This is a genomic window from Paraglaciecola sp. (assembly GCF_039942875.1).
Classification (GTDB): Bacteria; Pseudomonadota; Gammaproteobacteria; order Enterobacterales; family Alteromonadaceae; genus Paraglaciecola.
In genome coordinates, this window is sequence record NZ_JBDVBQ010000047.1 from 53,757 (window position 1) to 71,173 (window position 17,417).

Genomic DNA, 17,417 nt, shown 5'->3' on the forward strand with positions numbered 1-17,417 from the left:
TAACTGTATGTACGACGTTTGGTGGGAGTTTTTTTCATCGCTTAATGGTTATCTGCAGAGCCTATTTTCTCTAATAGAATAACTAAAAACATTCCAAACAGTGATAAGAATATTGCATACCACAGGTAAGAAGGTTGACTATTTAATGATTCAAAGGCAATAGGTGAAATATTTTCTTGGACTAGCGGTACCTCTTTACCATGGCGGTCAATTATAGATTCTATTGTTTCTTTCCAGGGCCATACTTTATTTAAAGAACCTAACATAAATCCACCAAGCAGGGCTAAAGTCTTAGTTTTGTGGTGCCTAAACATCCAACTCAAAACATGTGAAAAACTGATAAGTCCAGTAGCACAGCCTGTCGCGAATATTGCTAAAGTGAAAAACTGAAGCTCTTTTATTGCCGTTAACATAGGCGCGTACATGCCCAAAAGAAGTAAAATAAAGCTCCCGGAAATCCCAGGGAGTATCATTGCACAAATGGCAATCATTCCTGATATGAAAACAACGAGTGGTGTAGATTCAATGCTTGTAGGACTCATTATAGTAATATAGTAAGCACTTACTGCACCTGTGATAAATATTGCAATAATAGATAAATTCCATTTTTCAATATGCCGTATCAATGACCATACAGCTGCTAATATTAATCCAAAAAAGAAGGACCATAATAGTATTGGGTGATTATCTAAAAGGTACAGAACAACCCGTGAAACGGTCAATAGGCTGAGTAAAATACCACCAAAAACTGCTAATAAAAAGTTGCCATTAATATGTTGCCACGTCGCCTTTATGCCCTCCTTCAAAAGTATTTGAAGAGCCGAAATCCCACACTGTTTAAGTGAATATATTAATTCTTCGTAGATACCTGTCATGAATGCAATGGTACCGCCAGATACTCCTGGAACGGCATCTGCTGCACCCATTAACATTCCTTTTAGGGTAAGCCCAACATAAGATTTTGAGTTTTTTGGTTTCAAATTATATCTCCAGCCACTAGTGGCACAAACCGTACTGCTTCTATAATCGATGAAATAAACTCATCTTGTTGGCGTGTAATGCAATGTAACTGTTGGTTAGACTCTCCAACTGGAATAATCAATCTTCCCCCATCGTTTAATTGTTGGTATAGCTTTTCAGGAACGGAGCTGGCGGCCGCGGTAACAATTATTGCATCGTAAGGTCCTTTACTAGACCATCCTTGCCACCCATCACCATGTTTCATTTTGACATTGTGTAAATCCAATTGATTCATACGACGCTTAGCTTGAAATTGTAAAGTTTTAATTCTTTCTACAGAGAAGACCTGTTTAAATAGTTGTGCCAAAACGGCCGTTTGATAACCAGAACCTGTGCCTATTTCTAATACATTTTCAGCATTATTGTCAGATTCAAGCAATAACTCTGTCATTTTAGCCACTATGTAAGGTTGTGAAATGGTTTGGCCTTGCCCTATCGGTAAGGCTGTATTTTGATAAGCTTTATGTTTTAGTGCATCTGGCAGGAATATTTCTCTGGGGATATTAGCGATAGCAGTCAATACTTTGGAGTTTATTATGCCTTCTTGATGTAAAAGTTGAGCTAGGTTTTCACCTTTGCGTGAGGTTGCTCTCATAACTTACCTATTTTTATTAATATATGGTTTTAATATTGTTCTTGTTTGTTTCCGCACATGTCTTAATTGCTGGTAAGCAAGTTACTTCATAGATATCGCGTCTGATTTATCATATCAATGACATGTTTTAATGTGCTAGCAAAATTTAACTTGTAACACTGTTTTTTTGGATATTAAGTAACTCGCGCACTACTGAGGTAGCAAAAGCTCCAGAAGGTAGAGAAAAATTAAGGGTTAAGTTGTTATTACTTATTGACCAATGCAAATCAGCAGGATACAAGTGAACAGCTCTTCTCTCTTGTTTTAATCCGATATTTTCAAGGGTCTGAGTTATAGTTTTGTGTTTTGATGCGATGGCCTTTTCAAATTCTAATACTGTATGTTTGCTTGATAAGTGACCTGAGCCCCACATTGGCGCAGAAATAAATATATCTCTTTGTTTTAATCTGGTTCTTAGATTGTTATCTATATCATCAACACAGAAAAAGCTATTACTTCCCGCAAGTTGCATTACGTCACCTAGTTGTGGTGTATCTAGGGTATTGTTTTGGACTTTATGGTGTACCACCTCGTTAAAGAGCCAGGAGCGTAACGCAGAAATTGCCATTGAGCGTTTATTACGATTACGAATTTCTTCACCGGCTATCATCTTTTCAGCTAGGACTAGATTGCCTCCCCTTGGATCGTATCGTGTATCGCCAAAACGTTGTTCACCAAAGTAATTTGGCACTCCTAGTGACGCAATCTGCTGTAATCTATTTTCCAAACCAACAGTTGAACTAAGGTTTCTAATGGTAATTTTAAATCGATTAGCTTTAAGTACACCTGTTCTAAGTTTTTTATTATGTCGAATTGACTTAAGTATTTCAGCGCCTTGCACTGCAAAATTGGACCAGTCTATGTCTTCTTTACCTGGCAGGTGTACACCAAACCATTGCTCAGTCTGGGCGTGTTTGTCCTTGCGGCCCGCATAGGTTACAGCACGTAAAGGAAGTTTTGCATATTTAGCAATTTGCTCTGCTAGAAAAGCAGTATTCAATCCAGTTTTGCGAACCCATAAATAAATGTGCTCACCTTCGCCAATAGGCGCGTAGCCCAATAATTCTGTAACCTGAAAGTCCTCGGGTATACTTTTAAATATCCCATTGATATTGAGCTTAGGGTATTGATAGCTCCAATGATGTATTTGCATTAGCAACTAGCTTTTATTGCTGTCAATAATACTACCGCGTGGGCTGCTATCCCTTCTTTTCGCCCAGCAAATCCTAATTTTTCGGTTGTGGTTGCTTTTACATTTACCTGATTAATGTCTACCGATAGATCAGCTGCTAAATTCTCTCTCATTTTAAGGATATGAGGTGCCATTTTGGGGGCCTGTGCAACTATAGTCATGTCTAAGTTTGCTAAGTGATAGCCTTCTGCCGCAACTAATTGTTGTACATGCCTAAGTAGCTCTCTACTATCGACACCTGAAAAGCTAGGGTCGGTATCTGGAAAATGTTTACCAATGTCTCCTAAAGCGACGGCACCAAGTAATGCATCACACAATGCATGTATGGCCACATCTCCATCAGAGTGAGCTATCAGCCCTAATTCGTAATCAATGTTAACTCCAGCTATAACAATTGGACCTTCTCCGCCAAATTTATGGACATCATAGCCATGACCAATACGCATATTCATTAAATGATCCTTGTTAACATTTGATTAAACTTTTGTTTGTGAGAGATAGAATTCCGCTAAAAGCAGGTCTTCTGGTCGTGTCACTTTTATGTTGGAAGCGCTACCTTCGACTAACATAACTGTCTCTGATACATACTCAATTGCTGAAGCTTCATCTGTTACTTCAGCCCCTTCATCTATAGCCAAGTTAAGAGCGTGTTTTAGTAAAGTTAATGGGAAAAATTGAGGAGTTAAGGCATGCCATAAATTATCTCTAGATTCGGTATGTTTCACACTGCTATGTTTTTTATTGATTATAGCCGAGCCTCTTTTCATCGTGTCTCGTACCGGTGCCGCTAAGATCCCGCCATCTTTACCACTTGTAGCCAGACTGAGCAAAGCACTCAAATCAGTATGCTCTAGACAAGGTCTAGCCGCATCATGAACCAATACCCACTGCTCTGTAGCTGACAGGTGATTCAAACCAGCTAAAACTGAATCGCATCGCTCTTTTCCCCCCATTACTATATCAAGTTGTGGGTGTGTGGAAATGGGCAACTCTTTAAAAGTTGTATCCTCGGGGTTTAACACTACCACTATGCTTTTTATTTGAGGATGAGATAATAAATTATCGAGTGTGTGTTCAATAATTGATTTCCCAAGAATATGTAAATATTGCTTTGGGCAATCTGATTGCATACGTTTACCAATACCTGCGGCAGGTACAATGACTGAGTAACGAGTGGGTAATGGCATTAAGCGGTATTAATTCTCTGTAGGTAAAATACGATAAAAGGTCTCACCTTCTTTGATTAAGCCGAGTTCATTCCTTGCTCTTTCTTCTGCGGCTTCTAAACCAATTTTTAAGTCATGAATATCGGCTTTAAGAAGGTTGTTTCGTTGCCGTAGATTATTATTTACGGTGACTTGAGTGTCGACTTCTTGCTTTAGTCTCACAAAATCTGTAACGCTGTTTTTGCCAAACCATAAGCGATATTGGAGAGTAGAAAGCAATATAAGTAAAATTATGGTTACCCACTTCATTTTTCTGCTCACCAAAACACTAAAAGGAGACTTATTATGCCGAGGTTTTGGCTATTCGGCTAGTCGTCCTGGCAGTTCTAGAGGTTAATTAAAAAGTTTATTTAAAATTTTATCTTTAGCTTCATCTTTTTTCTGGTCAACAAGGCTATCAAGTTTAGCTTCTAGTAAAGAATCAATTGAGCTTAAATCCCCATCAGCTAACTTTTCCCAGTCTAGCAGTTTTTGATATTGTCCATTTCCTTCGTCTAATACTTCAGATGTTTGCGAGTTTAATTTTTGTTTAAGCTCATCTAATTGTTCTTGCTGTTCAGCACCAATATTTGATAGCAGGGCACCGCCAATTTGTTGGTTTAAATCTGAACCAATAGATAAGTCTAAGTCTCCCAATGTACCGGCAATATCTGTGGTTAAGGTAAGATCTTTTAATTGGTTGAGTGTGTCAGCCACAATGTTTGTTATTTTGTTACTGCCAGTGGCGTTTATGAGTAATTGTTGTAAGTCTACTAAGCCTTTTCCTGATAACACCTCGCCTACTAGAGACATGCTCCCTGTACTTGAAACCAAACCTGATTTGAGTTCACCACTAATTTTTTCTTGGTCTATTAAGCCTAAGTCAGATAATGTTAAGCCATCTAATGCCCAAGATTGTTGCGCTTTTGCTCCGTTAGCATCACTAAGCCAAAGGTCTCCATCAACTTTTAGTGAATTCCACAGTTTGCTGGCACTAGAGTCAACAGCAAAGGTTGTAGCTCTACCTATAATGTCGTGTTGATAGGTTATGTCTGTCCAATAACTATTAATGTTTTCTTCTTGCCATTTTATAGATATTTCAGATTTGCGTATTAACAGATCTGGTAGACCTGCGTTGTTATCAAAATTTATCCATTTACCCTGGTATGCTTCGGCCTCTTTTTCAGCTTCGCTACTACTTTTAAGCATTGGGCCTATTATTTCAAAGGCGGCTAATGTGTATTGGCTCCACTGTCCAATTTGTTCTCCGAATACAAGGGTGGTGACATCCTCAATCGCATCTGCATCACCTGCTAATAAAGACTTAAGTTGATCATAATCTTGGGTAGGCGCTTCTTTAAGGGCAGAAACTTTTGGCCCTAAATCTGCTTTGGCTACATCAATAGAGCTTTTGAATTCTTCTAATTGTTTTTTATCGGCTTTGATTTCATCTTTTAGCTGGTCAAATTCTTCTTTAGCAGCTAGAAGTTTGGTGGCATCTTTATAATCAGCCTCTGTTAACTCTTTAATCCGCTTTTGATAGTTTTCTAATTTCTCTTTACTAGGTAAAGCCTCGTATTGTGTTTGTAACTTGTCACTGTGTTTTCTGTAGGCGACCTCTACATCTTCAATCGCTTGTGTGGTTTTAAGGGGAGATTTAGCTAAAATTTCATCAACACTAGGGATGCCTTGGGTTTCAACAAATAGGTTTTCACTGTCAACCGCTTCGTCTTTTGCCTTCTCGTAAACATCGCCAGTGGAATCTCTAAGAGTTCCAAACTCAACACCTGTGATTTTTAAATCGTCGATAATGAGTTTACGTAATAATAAAGGGGGTAAATCTATTGCGGCCGACACTGTTTGTGTTTCAAGCTGATTTGTATCAGGTGCACTAGGGTCTGTCAGCTGTACCCGGTTTAATGTAATACTAAAAGGAGAAAAAGTATGCTCAACAGACTCGATATTAACTTCAGCACGGTTAGCTAAGCCTAAAGTCTTTTCGGCCGCCAGTTTAATCCAGAAGTCTAAAAACAAAATACTAATAGCTGCGAATAATCCAACTACAACAAAGAAAGCGACTAATCCAGGCCAGCGAATAATTGATTTCATAGCTTAATCCTTAATGGCTTGGTAAATTTGGAAGAATTTAGAACCTTTCAATATTTGTACGATACGCCACTGATTAACCCACTTCATGAAACGCTCTCGATATTGTTCAACTAATTTTTTACTTAATAATAAAATAATGGGAAATAAAATAGCGCTAGCTATAAGGCTTCCCAAGGTTGTCGTGTGATAAAATTGCGTCAATTGGCCAATGAATGTTCCGTACAAGGCATTCCACAATGACTCCAAGGTAGCGCTTAATAATATTGATTCCCCCAACGCTGAAAAACCATAGCTGGCGGGAATTGCAATAACAGAAAATACGGTCCAAGCGATTAAAAAGCTACTAATATTGACTCGAAAAAACAGTACTGCGAAAATTAGTAATAGTGAATGTAACCCTACAAAAGGGGTTAATCCCATTACCATTCCCAATGCAAAGCCAAAAGCAAGCTGCCATGGTGATGCATCTGAATTAAGTGCTTTAAATAATTTTGCTAATAGGCCCATTGTTACTTCCCGGAAATTACGTCGTTAGCTATGTCAGACAAATGTTAAAATTAAAAACTTAAACTTGGACTCAATTTATTTAAAAATGTTCCTGTATACGATTACATCCAGTTGTCATTTCTACGACGTTTTTTAGGTAAATAGGTGATGATAATCCCTAAAATCAAACTAATTACGGCCACTATACCACCACGGGTAAACCATTCGATTTGTGCGGTTTGATCATGCTCATTTATAGTTTGGGTCAGTTCTGCATTTTCTTTATCAGCTGAGGCGATTGTGTTTTCTAATCTGTTGTTCTGTGATTTAATTGAAGCAAGCTCTTGCTGTAGAAGGTCAATATCACCTTGTTGTTGTTCAATTGTTTGATTAGCCTGTAACACTTGCTGCTGTAAACTTGGTACTAATTCTCTGACGCTCTGAGTTGTACTAATAAAATCAGACTCAACCCAACCAGTACGTTGTTTGTCATCGATGACTTCCGTAAAGTCGCCATCTTCTTGAAGAACTGTGACGCGAGTTCCCGCTACAACAGACCCTAAAATCCGAAAGTTTCGACCTGGCCCTGAGTGTAAATAGGTGTATAGCTCATCGGAGATATAGCGAATATCACCCTCACTATCATTCGGTTCTTGAGCACCGAGTTGAAACCCTACTGAACAACATATAACCCATAAAAAACACTGTATTAATCGATTCTTCATATTTGAAAACTAGCCTTTAAAATCAGCCTTAAATGGTATGGGTTGAGACAGCGAAAGGCAAGTGTTGATTCAATTGAAATAGCTTTTAAGCTAGTTCTGACAATTGATTCAGTTTGGTCATCAGGTTATTGTGAATCTGTTTACTTTATTAGAGAAGAATACATAGTGGAATTTGAAATTGAGCTTAAATTATTGACTAATAATGATGCCGGTGAAGTTATAGACAAAAAATTGTTGCCTAGCCTAAAAGGCAACGTCAAAAAGGAAGTAGTGGCATTAACTAACTATTATTTTGATACGCATGATCGTTTATTGAGAAAGCATGATATTGGATTGCGTATTCGTAGTAATAATCAATATTGTGAACAGACATTGAAAACGTCAGGACAATCTATGGGGGGCTTACATAAGCGACCAGAATATAATGTATCCTTAGATAGCTATGATCAGAAGAATACAGAGTTACCTAACCTGAGCTTATTTGAATCTTCAGCTTGGCCTAATAACTTCGACTTAGATGGGGTACAGGACAACCTTGAAATTATGTTTTCAACTAATTTTACTCGTCACATTTATCAACTTGACAATGATACTTCTAGTATTGAATTGGTATGGGATTATGGAGAGGTGCGCTCAGGTGAGTTGACTTTACCTATCTGTGAAATAGAGTTGGAATTAAAAAAAGGTGGAGTAAAAGATTTATTTAATTTGGCTAAACAAATCTCTTCCTCAATGCCGCTAGGGGTTGGTGTACACAGTAAAGCGGCCAGAGGCTATAAGTTGGCAGATGATACAACGATACCAATCACGGCATTGCCAAAAATTTCCAACGATTCTTTATTAAGTGCTGAACAATGTGTTGAGTTGATCAGTAAGGCATTGTCACACTTTCAGTTATATTCGACATTTTTCAGCTTCAACCATCAAAGCATTCATTCTGATGGAGTGTCTGAACTATCAAAGGCACTCAATTTACTGACTTTTAGTCTGCAAAAGCTTTGCAATCTGACCACTTGTAATGAGTTGTCTGAATTGTGTGATAAAGCTGTTAATTTAAAGTTTCATTGGTCATCAACAATTCACGATATCGAAACTGATAAGGTAAACAATTCGGAAAATTTAGAGCAATTATCAGTTTTTTTAACTAATTCACAAACGATCGATTTTCAACTTGACCTAGTTCAAGTAATGTTAGAGAAGCCTTGGGTAATCCATAGTTAACGGCTAAATTGCTACTTTAACTAAGACTAATATTTAATTGCTCCTGTTTTAGGCTATTTTGCGTGTTCTAATTATAAGCAATATAAAAATGATTTAGTTAATCGATTTTTTATGCTTTACCTAACCTTATAACAAAGTGGAATATATACCCATAACAATAAAAGGATAGATTCCAATAATAAATTAAATGCTTATTGCCAATATGAGTATTCGTAACGCTTAAGTATATTAACCCTACACTACATAAAGGAGCGCACATGAAAGCGTCAGACTTATTTATCAAGGCCCTCGAAGCTGAAGGCGTTGAGTACATCTTTGGTATCCCCGGAGAAGAAAATCTAGACTTGTTAGAATCAATGCGTGAGTCGGATATTAAACTAATTTTAACCCGTCACGAGCAAGGCGCTGGCTTTATGGCTGCTACCTATGGTCGCCTTACTGGTAAAGTTGGTGTTTGTCTTTCTACATTAGGCCCAGGTGCGACCAATTTAGTCACTCCAGCTGCATATGCTCAATTGGGCGCTATGCCAATGCTAATGATTACAGGGCAAAAACCTGTAAAAACTAGTAAGCAAGGGCGTTTTCAGGTCATTGACGCTGTAGATATGATGCGCCCAATTACAAAATACACCACACAATTAGTGAGTGGAGACCGTATTCCATCCGCTGTGCGTGAAGCATTCAGATTAGCTCATGATGAGCGCCCAGGTGCTACCCATATTGAGTTACCGGAAGATATCGCAGCTGAAGATACTAGTATGCAGTTGCTAACCCCTAGCATTAGTCGTCGTCCCATTGCAGAATACAAAGCAATTAATAAAGCAGTAGAAATGATTGAAGCTGCTAAGTCTCCTTTATTGTTAATTGGTGCGGCAGCTAACCGTAAATTAACATCTAAGATGTTAAAAGAGTTAGTTGATAAAACAGGTATTCCTTATGTTACTACTCAATTAGGTAAAGGTGTTTTGGACGAGCGTGATGACTTGTTCATGGGTAATACTGCTTTATCTTCTGGTGATTTTGTTCACCGCGTAATCGACAGTGCTGATTTGATTATCAACGTGGGTCATGATGTTGTCGAAAAGCCGCCTTTCTTTATGAAGCACGGTGGACGTCAAGTTATTCATGTAAACTTCGAGCCAGCGGCAGTTGATCCAGTATATTTCCCTCAGCTAGAAGTGGTGGGTGATATTGCAAACACAATTTGGCAGGTAAAAGAACAAGTTAACTCTCAAGACAATTGGGACTTCAGCTTCTTCAAAAAAGTACACCAAGCTTATCTAGATCATAAGTCAGAAAGTGAAAATGATGACCGTTTCCCAATATTGCCAGAGCGTTTCGTTAAAGATATTCGTGAAGCAATGCCAGATGACGGTATCGTTACGCTAGATAATGGTGTCTATAAAATTTGGTTTGCTCGTAACTACCCGGCAGCACTTCCAAACACATTATTGCTAGATAATGCCCTTGCGACTATGGGGGCAGGTCTACCTTCAGCAATGGCCGCTAAAATGGTTCACCCTGACAAGCCTGTGATTACAGTTTGTGGTGATGGTGGATTCATGATGAATAGCCAAGAATTAGAAACAGCAGTGCGCCTTAACTTACATATAGTCGTCATTATTTTACGTGATGATGCTTACGGTATGATTAAGTGGAAACAAGCTAACATGGAGTTTGAAAACTTCGGGTTAGATTATGGTAACCCTGACTTTGTTAAATATGTTGAGAGTTACGGCGGCCATGGTTGGAGAGTTGATTCAGCTGAAGGGTTATTACCTCAAGTACAAAAATGTTTAGCTGAACCAGGCGTACATTTAATCGATGTTCCAGTGGACTACACTTTAAATGACAAAACATTGAATCAAACATTGCGTATACGCAGTGAAGCAGTTTAAGGAGTTATAGAATGTTAGCGAAAGCTTATCCCTATTTTTTAGCAAGTGAAGCCGTATTTGCTAATAAAGATTTGGAGATTACAAATAAGTACACCAATGAAGTGGCTACCCACGCTGCTTTGGCAGACGCTAAGGTTATTGATGAAGCGATTGCCGCTGCAGAAGCTAGTCAACCAGAATTGAATAAAATGGCGCCTTACCAGCGTCAGGATATTCTTAACTACTGTGTAAAACGTTTTGAAGAACGTTTTGATGAATTAGCACATGCATTGTGTATCGAAGCAGGTAAGCCGATTAAAGATGCTCGTGGTGAAGTGACTCGTTTAATTGATACCTTCCGTATTGCTGCTGAAGAGTCAGTCCGCATGCATGGAGAAGTGATTAATCTAGAAATTACACCTCGTGCGAAAGGGTATACAGGTATGTACAAACGAGTGCCGATTGGTCCTTGTTCGTTTATTTCACCTTTTAACTTCCCATTAAACCTAGCAGCTCACAAAATTGCGCCAGCATTAGCGACAGGTTGTGCATTTGTACTCAAACCTGCTAGCCGTACTCCTTTAGGTGCATTGATAATCGGTGAAATTTTAGGTGAGACCGATTTACCGAAAGGGTCTTTTTCTATTTTACCTTGCAGCCGTGACGGTGCTGACTTGTTTACTACAGATGACCGATTTAAGTTACTTAGCTTTACGGGCTCACCTCAAGTAGGTTGGGATCTTAAAGCTAAAGCAGGTAAAAAGCCGGTTATTTTAGAGCTCGGTGGTAACGCAGCGTGTTTAGTTGACCACGATACTGACTTAGATGATGCCATTGAGCGCATTGTTTTTGGTGCTTATTACCAATCAGGTCAAAGTTGTATCAGTGTACAGCGTGTTATTGTTCATGAGTCTATCTATGCTGACTTCAAACAACGCTACACAGACCGTGTTGCTAATTTAGTACATGGTGACCCGCTTAAAGAAGATACATTTATTGGTCCAATGATTTCTGAATCTGAAGCTTCACGTTTGGATACTTGGGTACAAGAAGCAGTATCTGCGGGGGCAACATTGCTTTGTGGCGGTCAACGTGACGGCAATATGTTGCAAGCAACTTTGCTTGAGAATGTGCCTAATGATGCTGCTATCAATACAGAAGAAGCGTTTGGCCCAGTATCGGTTCTAAGTTCTTTTAGTGACTTTGATGAAGCATTGAAAGAAGTAAATAATAGCCAATTTGGTTTGCAAGCAGGTATCTTCACCCGTGATATCTATAAAGCCCACAAAGCTTGGGATGAACTAGATGTTGGTGGCGTGGTAATTGGAGATGTACCTAGCTGGCGAGTCGACAATATGCCTTACGGCGGGGTGAAAGAGTCTGGATTAGGTCGTGAAGGTATTACCTTTGCCATGGAAGATATGACTGAAATACGCTTAATGGTACTTCGTACTCCTAGCTAACTTACAGGGTTGTGACCGAAAAACGCCTCTCAATTTGAGAGGCGTTTTTGTTTTATAAAAGAACAACTTTAAGATTTTAAAAAGTTTTAGAGCTTAATTAATAACTTCCTCTATTACACTTTGCTTTGTTTTAGGCAAATCGCTCATTCAATATTTGTTGAGTAAATTCTTTTCTAAGATAAAACCCTCTTGGGCGAGTTTGAATATTTTGTCCACTAGCACCAATAGCATTGGTTAGCGCGGTTCCATTGGCGGCTTTAGGTCGTATTTGTAGGTATTGTCCATGCCTGGCGGTTATAGATTCAATTTGTCCTAAAGCAATCATGTCCATTAACTCTTCCCAATCTAGACGTAATTGATTTTCTTGCTCAGGGGTAGCTGACCATAAAAAAGGAGTCGCAATAAGCCGCTCACTGGGAGGAATGTCACGCCTACCATCAATCGGAACCCATAAAACACGGTTAAGTTTGTTTTTTACATTGCTGCTAGACCATTCAATTCCTGCAATTTGAGTTAGATGAGCATAACAAACATAAGTTGTTTCTAGCGGGTGTCCATATTGATCAATTGGAATTGTTTTTAATTCCACGCCGATTTTTGCAAAGTCTTGTCGAGTTTTAGAGCCTGCACTTGCACCTAAACAGGTTTCTATAAGTTGTCCAGTCCAGCCTTTCTCACGTTTGAAGTTGCTTGGGACTTTAATATTGGCAATCTCAGCTACCTCTCCCAAATTCAATCCCGCTAGGGTTTCAGCTCTAATTAGCAATTCATCTAGGCTATTTGGTTCTGACTTTAAAAGTTTAAATTGTTTCATTTAGTTTTCTATAAAGGTTCTATGCTTTTTTATTCCTTTGAATACGCAGTAGTTTATGGAAGAATGCATGACATTAAAAGAATTGAGTTCTCGGGAGTCTAAGTGATTGATGCCGAAGGATTCCGCGCCAATGTTGGCATAGTGATTTGCAATGAGATAGGACAAGTTTTTTGGGCAAGGCGCTATGGGCAACATTCCTGGCAGTTTCCGCAAGGCGGAATCGATGAAGGTGAAACTGCCGAACAAACTATGTATCGCGAACTACATGAAGAAGTAGGTCTCAAACCAGAACATGTAAAAATTTTGGGAGTGACTAAAAACTGGTTACGTTACAAATTACCTAAACGCCTAGTTAGACAGGGTAGTAGCCCTGTATGTATTGGGCAGAAACAGAAGTGGTTTTTGTTGCAATTGGTTTGTAAAGAGCATGATGTAGACTTATTACATTCAGGTCACCCTGAGTTTGATGACTGGCGTTGGGTCAGTTATTGGTACCCAGTACGTAATGTTGTGTCTTTTAAGCGCGATGTATATCGCCGTGTGATGAAAGAGTTTTCGTTGACTGCAATGCCTGATAATTCTACACAGAACCAAGGTAATTCACAGAAATCAAAACGCCGTCGTAAGGCATAACAGTGTCACCTGATGATACAAACCTGAGAGATAAATAAGCCTTATGCTGACTGCCCTCAAGCGTATTGTTCAAGAAGTGAATCAAATTCCAGTGCTAGATGATGCGTTAAATTGTCTAGCTGATAGGTTAAGAGAGGCTTTAAAAGTAGACTCTTGTAGTATCTATTTAGCGGATTATGAACAACAACACTTTTTGTTATTCGCTACGGAGGGGTTGGCTAAGTCTGCTGTTGGGCAGGTTAAAATAGGCTTTTCAGAAGGGCTAGTTGGGCTAACAGCGCAACGTGAAGAGCCTATTAATATTAGTGATGCACATCACCATCCTCGCTTTAAACACTACCCAGAAGTAAAAGAAGATGACTATCATGCTTTTCTAGGTGCTCCCATTATTCACCAAAGAAAAGTATTGGGAGTATTGACCTTACAGCAAAAGCTAAAACGACGCTTTAGTGAAGATGAAGAAGCCTTTTTGGTGACGCTTGCCATGCAGTTGGCGGTAGAAATAGCCAATGCTAAAGCAAGAGGCTCAATTAATTTATTACAGGAAAACATCCCTAAAGATTGGCAAAAAGCGGTCCAAGGTATACCTGGGTCTTCTGGGTTGGCTGTGGGTGTTGGGTATATTCAAAACTTGCTGGTTAATATTCGTAATCACCTACCCAAGAGAAGTAGTCACACTCAACAAGAAATTCAGCATTACAGACAAGCCGTTAAAAAAACCCAAGAGGATATGGCGGTATTATCAGATCGTGTACAAGGTGAAGTACCGGATGACGTACAGGCTATTTTTCAGCTGTATCACCACTTATTAGATGCTAATAGTTTAGGCAGGGATGTAGAAAAAGAAATCAAAAAAGGCTGGGATGCTCCCACGTCTTTAAAAATGGTTATAGAAAGTTTTATTCGCCAATTTCAATCTATGAATGACGCGTATATGCGCGAAAGAGCTGTTGATATAGAAGACATGGGAAACCGAGTCTTGGCCAATATAATTGGTATTAGTGCCAATGAACCTATTTCTCGGGAGCCTCACGAACAAACTATTCTAATTGCCGAAGAAGTTACGGCTGTGATGTTGGCAGAATTTCCTAGTGAAAAGTTAGTGGGGATTATCTCTATACGCGGTTCAAACAATTCCCATGCCGCTATTATGGCTAGAGCAATGGGTGTGCCAGCTGTTATGGGGTTAGATAATGTCCCTATTGCTATGCTCCGAGATAAAGAAATTCTACTCGATGGCTATACAGGTGATGTAATTGTTTCTCCCAATGGCACCATTCGTCATGAATTTGACCAACTAATACTTGAAGAAAAACTACTCTCTGAGCGCATTCATTCAGAAGATACCTTACCTGCGGTAACCAAAGACAATTGCACTATGAGTTTGCTAGTAAACTCAGGTTTATCTTTAGAAACAGAAGTAAGTACAAACCCTTACTCTGATGGCGTAGGGCTATTTCGAACAGAAATTCCATTTATGATGCGGCAGCGCTTTCCAACCGAACAAGAGCAGGTAGAGTTATATAAAGGACTACTAGAGTCTGAGCCTAACAAACAATTTACTATGCGTACCCTAGATGTAGGGGGCGATAAACCTTTAGCTTATTTTCCTATTGTCGAAGAAAATCCATTTTTAGGGTGGCGAGGTATTCGATTAACTCTAGATCACCCTGAAATTTTCTTGGTACAAATTCGTGCGATGTTAAGGGCAAGCTTCGATCTTGATAATTTGAATATTATGCTCCCCATGATTACATCGGTTAGTGAGGTAAGTGAAGCTAAGCGACTAATACGCCAGGCATTTAATGAAGTAGAAGAAGAAGCTGAAGAGAAAGGTGTAAGGCTAACTATGCCGAAAATCGGTGTGATGTTAGAAGTGCCAGCTGTTTTGTATCAGCTACCACAGCTGGCTAAAATTGTAGATTTCTTTTCTGTAGGTAGTAATGATTTAACCCAGTATTTATTGGCAGTAGACCGAAATAATGCCCGTGTCGCTGGTTTGTATGATAGTTATCATCCGGCAGTTTTATCAGCTCTGCATTCTATTGCCAAAACTTCTGGCTTTTTACAGGTACCTGTTACAGTGTGTGGTGAATTAGCGGGTGAGCCAGGAGGTGTGGTTTTGTTAGTTGCTATGGGGTATCGAAAGCTAAGTATGAATACTCATAATTTATTAAAAGTGAAGTGGATCATACGTAATATCTACCAAAATGAAGCAGAGCAACTGCTAGCAAAAGTAGTTACATTGAATAATCCGGGAGACGTTCGTTCAGAAGTTAATTTGTTTCTAGAAACTACAGGGCTAGGGGGCCTAGTAAGAGCAGGAAACTAATGTTTTTATATTTTAATTGGAGTAGTTATCCTTAATGGAACCTTTTGTCGTTATTTTTTTATTTTGTTTGCTTATTGGCGCTGTTGTTGGTTTTTTAGCGGGGCTTTTAGGCATTGGTGGCGGTTTAATTATTGTTCCTGTTTTACTTCACCTATTAATTACTGAGCTGAGTCTAGAGTTGACTCAAGCTATGCCAATGGCAATCGCTACTTCTTTGTTTACGATTATTTTAACGGGATTTTCAGCATCACGTACCCATTATAAGTTGGGTAACGTAGATTGGTTTATTACTGGCTGGAGTGGTTTAGGTATTGCTTTAGGGGCCGTTTTAGGTGCTCAGTTGGCAAGCAATATTCCAGGGCAGATGTTGAAATCTATTTTTGCATTTTTGGTATTCGGCATTGCTTGTTACATGCTGTTTGGTAAACGTAAATCATCAGAGCAAGAGGCAAGCAAATCACGGTTAACAGGAGTTGGCTTATTTGCTGGTTTTTTGTCATCTTTGATGGGGATTGGCGGAGGGTCTATTATGGTTCCGTCACTTGTATGGTTTAATATTTCAATTAAAAAAGCAATTGGTTGTGCCTCCGTTTGTGGGGTGGTTATTGCTATATTTGGCTCACTAAGTTTTGTGCAAGCAGGTTGGAATAACACCCAGTTACCGGACTATTCTTTTGGTTATGTTTATTTGCCCGCTGCCATTGGTATTGTGATTACTTCTGTTTTAACTGCGGGGGTGGGCGCTAGAGTCAGTCAAAAATTAGATACAAGTGTGCTTAAAAAAGTATTTGCAGGGTTCTTGACGCTTGTTAGTTTGTTTATGTTATTTGGTTAATTCCAAAGTAAGAGTAATAAAAAATGCAACAATATTTAGATCTAATGCGCCATGTTTTAGAAAATGGTGTGAAAAAGGAAGACCGCACGGGAACGGGCACTATCAGTGTATTTGGCTATCAAATGAGGTTCGATTTAAGCCAAGGATTTCCATTAGTTACGACTAAGAAATGCCATTTACGCTCTATTATTCATGAATTATTGTGGTTTCTCAAAGGAGAGACTAATACGCGATATTTAACAGAAAATAATGTCAAAATTTGGGATGAGTGGGCAACAGACGATGGTGAGTTAGGTCCTGTATATGGAAAGCAGTGGCGGAGCTGGGAAGGTGTTGATGGTCAAATTGTTGATCAAATTAGTGAATTGGTCGACCAGATTAAAACCAATCCTGATTCTAGGCGTTTGATCGTTAGTGCTTGGAACCCTGCGGTTCTGCCCGATACTAAATTTTCTCCTAAAGAAAACGCAGCGCAAGGCAGACAAGCACTGCCTCCGTGCCATACTATGTTCCAGTTTTATGTACTGGAAGGTAAGCTGTCTTGTCAGCTATATCAAAGAAGTGGTGATATATTTCTTGGTGTACCGTTTAATATCGCTAGTTACGCGTTATTGACTATGATGTTGGCTCAAGTGTGTGATTTGCAGCTTGGTGACTTTGTGCATACTTTTGGTGACGCTCATTTGTATTCAAATCATTTGGAGCAAGCTCAATTACAGCTTTCAAGGAGACCACATGATTTGCCAAAAATGGTTATTAATCCTAGTGTTAAAGATATTTTCTCTTTTGATATAAATGACTTTGAATTAAAAAACTATAAAGCTGACGCTCATATTAAAGCGCCTGTGGCTATTTAGTTCTGTCTCTTTAA

The 17,417-nt window shown here is 39.0% G+C and carries 17 protein-coding genes; 7 read left to right on the forward strand and 10 right to left on the reverse strand.

Annotated features, from left to right (window positions below):
* Nucleotides 1–41: 41 nt before the first annotated feature.
* From ABJE44_RS16480 to ABJE44_RS16520, 9 genes are all read right to left on the reverse strand, one after another.
* Nucleotides 42–926, reverse strand: a complete 885-nt coding sequence (locus ABJE44_RS16480) for a DUF368 domain-containing protein (RefSeq protein ID WP_348112662.1) — start codon at nt 924–926, stop codon at nt 42–44.
* Nucleotides 927–976: 50 nt separating this feature from the next.
* Nucleotides 977–1,615, reverse strand: a complete 639-nt coding sequence (locus tag ABJE44_RS16485) for a protein-L-isoaspartate(D-aspartate) O-methyltransferase (RefSeq protein WP_348112664.1) — start codon at nt 1,613–1,615, stop codon at nt 977–979.
* Nucleotides 1,616–1,760: 145 nt separating this feature from the next.
* On the reverse strand, nt 1,761–2,807 hold the full coding sequence (locus ABJE44_RS16490) for a tRNA pseudouridine(13) synthase TruD (protein ID WP_348112666.1): 1,047 nt from the start codon (nt 2,805–2,807) through the stop codon (nt 1,761–1,763).
* Entirely contained in the window at nt 2,807–3,298 is a 492-nt protein-coding gene (gene ispF, locus ABJE44_RS16495) for a 2-C-methyl-D-erythritol 2,4-cyclodiphosphate synthase (RefSeq protein WP_348112668.1), read from the reverse strand. The genes ABJE44_RS16490 and ispF overlap by 1 nt, the downstream gene beginning before the upstream one ends.
* A gap of 24 nt (nt 3,299–3,322) precedes the next feature.
* The gene (ispD, locus tag ABJE44_RS16500) at nt 3,323–4,033 is read right to left on the reverse strand and encodes a 2-C-methyl-D-erythritol 4-phosphate cytidylyltransferase (RefSeq protein WP_348112669.1); all 711 of its coding nucleotides are present in this window, start codon (nt 4,031–4,033) and stop codon (nt 3,323–3,325) included.
* 9 nt (nt 4,034–4,042) lie between these two features.
* Nucleotides 4,043–4,321: a cell division protein FtsB gene (ftsB, locus tag ABJE44_RS16505; protein ID WP_348112670.1), complete on the reverse strand. Its 279-nt coding sequence runs from the start codon at nt 4,319–4,321 to the stop codon at nt 4,043–4,045.
* Between the two features lie 84 nt (nt 4,322–4,405).
* A complete protein-coding gene (locus ABJE44_RS16510; RefSeq protein WP_348112672.1) occupies nt 4,406–6,160 on the reverse strand; it encodes a TIGR03545 family protein in 1,755 nt (584 codons plus the stop codon).
* A 3-nt stretch (nt 6,161–6,163) separates the two neighbouring features.
* A complete protein-coding gene (locus ABJE44_RS16515; RefSeq protein ID WP_348112673.1) occupies nt 6,164–6,667 on the reverse strand; it encodes a TIGR03546 family protein in 504 nt (167 codons plus the stop codon).
* 101 nt (nt 6,668–6,768) lie between these two features.
* Nucleotides 6,769–7,371 carry a TIGR04211 family SH3 domain-containing protein gene (locus ABJE44_RS16520; RefSeq protein ID WP_348112674.1) on the reverse strand — a complete coding sequence of 201 codons (603 nt, stop codon included), beginning with the start codon at nt 7,369–7,371 and terminating at the stop codon, nt 6,769–6,771.
* Between the two features lie 42 nt (nt 7,372–7,413).
* On the opposite strand from ABJE44_RS16520, the gene ABJE44_RS16525 reads away from it, so the two are divergent.
* The 3 genes from ABJE44_RS16525 (at nt 7,414) to ABJE44_RS16535 (ending at nt 11,932) form a co-directional block, all read left to right on the forward strand.
* On the forward strand, nt 7,414–8,592 hold the full coding sequence (locus ABJE44_RS16525; RefSeq protein WP_348112676.1) for a CYTH domain-containing protein: 1,179 nt from the start codon (nt 7,414–7,416) through the stop codon (nt 8,590–8,592).
* 257 nt (nt 8,593–8,849) lie between these two features.
* On the forward strand, nt 8,850–10,490 hold the full coding sequence (locus ABJE44_RS16530; protein ID WP_133471419.1) for an acetolactate synthase large subunit: 1,641 nt from the start codon (nt 8,850–8,852) through the stop codon (nt 10,488–10,490).
* An 11-nt stretch (nt 10,491–10,501) separates the two neighbouring features.
* Nucleotides 10,502–11,932, forward strand: a complete 1,431-nt coding sequence (locus ABJE44_RS16535; RefSeq protein WP_348112677.1) for an aldehyde dehydrogenase family protein — start codon at nt 10,502–10,504, stop codon at nt 11,930–11,932.
* Between the two features lie 130 nt (nt 11,933–12,062).
* On the opposite strand, the gene mutH is transcribed toward ABJE44_RS16535, so the two are convergent.
* Nucleotides 12,063–12,746, reverse strand: a complete 684-nt coding sequence (mutH, locus tag ABJE44_RS16540; protein WP_348112678.1) for a DNA mismatch repair endonuclease MutH — start codon at nt 12,744–12,746, stop codon at nt 12,063–12,065.
* Nucleotides 12,747–12,848: 102 nt separating this feature from the next.
* Here mutH and rppH point away from each other — a divergent pair, with 102 nt between their 5' ends.
* Genes rppH through ABJE44_RS16560 form a run of 4 tightly spaced genes read left to right on the forward strand, consistent with a single transcriptional unit; the run spans nt 12,849 to nt 17,403 of the window.
* Nucleotides 12,849–13,379, forward strand: coding sequence for an RNA pyrophosphohydrolase (rppH, locus tag ABJE44_RS16545; protein ID WP_348112679.1), 531 nt, complete (start codon nt 12,849–12,851; stop codon nt 13,377–13,379).
* Nucleotides 13,380–13,422: 43 nt separating this feature from the next.
* Nucleotides 13,423–15,711 (forward strand): phosphoenolpyruvate--protein phosphotransferase, encoded by a 2,289-nt coding sequence (gene ptsP / locus ABJE44_RS16550; RefSeq protein WP_348112680.1) that lies wholly within the window; start codon nt 13,423–13,425, stop codon nt 15,709–15,711.
* Between the two features lie 34 nt (nt 15,712–15,745).
* Nucleotides 15,746–16,546 (forward strand): sulfite exporter TauE/SafE family protein, encoded by an 801-nt coding sequence (locus ABJE44_RS16555; RefSeq protein WP_348112681.1) that lies wholly within the window; start codon nt 15,746–15,748, stop codon nt 16,544–16,546.
* 23 nt (nt 16,547–16,569) lie between these two features.
* Nucleotides 16,570–17,403 (forward strand): thymidylate synthase, encoded by an 834-nt coding sequence (locus tag ABJE44_RS16560; RefSeq protein ID WP_348112682.1) that lies wholly within the window; start codon nt 16,570–16,572, stop codon nt 17,401–17,403.
* The last annotated feature ends 14 nt before the right edge of the window (nt 17,404–17,417 follow it).

What these genes read in the sequence shown, in the direction of transcription:
- ABJE44_RS16490 (WP_348112666.1), bottom strand. Translation starts at nt 2,807, where the DNA reads ATGCAAATACATCATTGGAGCTATCAATACCCTAAGCTCAATATCAAT.
- ABJE44_RS16520 (WP_348112674.1), bottom strand. Translation starts at nt 7,371, where the DNA reads ATGAAGAATCGATTAATACAGTGTTTTTTATGGGTTATATGTTGTTCA.
- ftsB (WP_348112670.1), bottom strand. Translation starts at nt 4,321, where the DNA reads ATGAAGTGGGTAACCATAATTTTACTTATATTGCTTTCTACTCTCCAA.
- ispF (WP_348112668.1), bottom strand. Translation starts at nt 3,298, where the DNA reads ATGAATATGCGTATTGGTCATGGCTATGATGTCCATAAATTTGGCGGA.
- ABJE44_RS16485 (WP_348112664.1), bottom strand. Translation starts at nt 1,615, where the DNA reads ATGAGAGCAACCTCACGCAAAGGTGAAAACCTAGCTCAACTTTTACAT.
- ABJE44_RS16555 (WP_348112681.1), top strand. Translation starts at nt 15,746, where the DNA reads ATGGAACCTTTTGTCGTTATTTTTTTATTTTGTTTGCTTATTGGCGCT.
- ABJE44_RS16515 (WP_348112673.1), bottom strand. Translation starts at nt 6,667, where the DNA reads ATGGGCCTATTAGCAAAATTATTTAAAGCACTTAATTCAGATGCATCA.
- ABJE44_RS16480 (WP_348112662.1), bottom strand. Translation starts at nt 926, where the DNA reads ATGGGTGCAGCAGATGCCGTTCCAGGAGTATCTGGCGGTACCATTGCA.
- ABJE44_RS16530 (WP_133471419.1), top strand. Translation starts at nt 8,850, where the DNA reads ATGAAAGCGTCAGACTTATTTATCAAGGCCCTCGAAGCTGAAGGCGTT.
- ptsP (WP_348112680.1), top strand. Translation starts at nt 13,423, where the DNA reads ATGCTGACTGCCCTCAAGCGTATTGTTCAAGAAGTGAATCAAATTCCA.
- mutH (WP_348112678.1), bottom strand. Translation starts at nt 12,746, where the DNA reads ATGAAACAATTTAAACTTTTAAAGTCAGAACCAAATAGCCTAGATGAA.
- ABJE44_RS16510 (WP_348112672.1), bottom strand. Translation starts at nt 6,160, where the DNA reads ATGAAATCAATTATTCGCTGGCCTGGATTAGTCGCTTTCTTTGTTGTA.
- ispD (WP_348112669.1), bottom strand. Translation starts at nt 4,033, where the DNA reads ATGCCATTACCCACTCGTTACTCAGTCATTGTACCTGCCGCAGGTATT.
- ABJE44_RS16535 (WP_348112677.1), top strand. Translation starts at nt 10,502, where the DNA reads ATGTTAGCGAAAGCTTATCCCTATTTTTTAGCAAGTGAAGCCGTATTT.
- ABJE44_RS16560 (WP_348112682.1), top strand. Translation starts at nt 16,570, where the DNA reads ATGCAACAATATTTAGATCTAATGCGCCATGTTTTAGAAAATGGTGTG.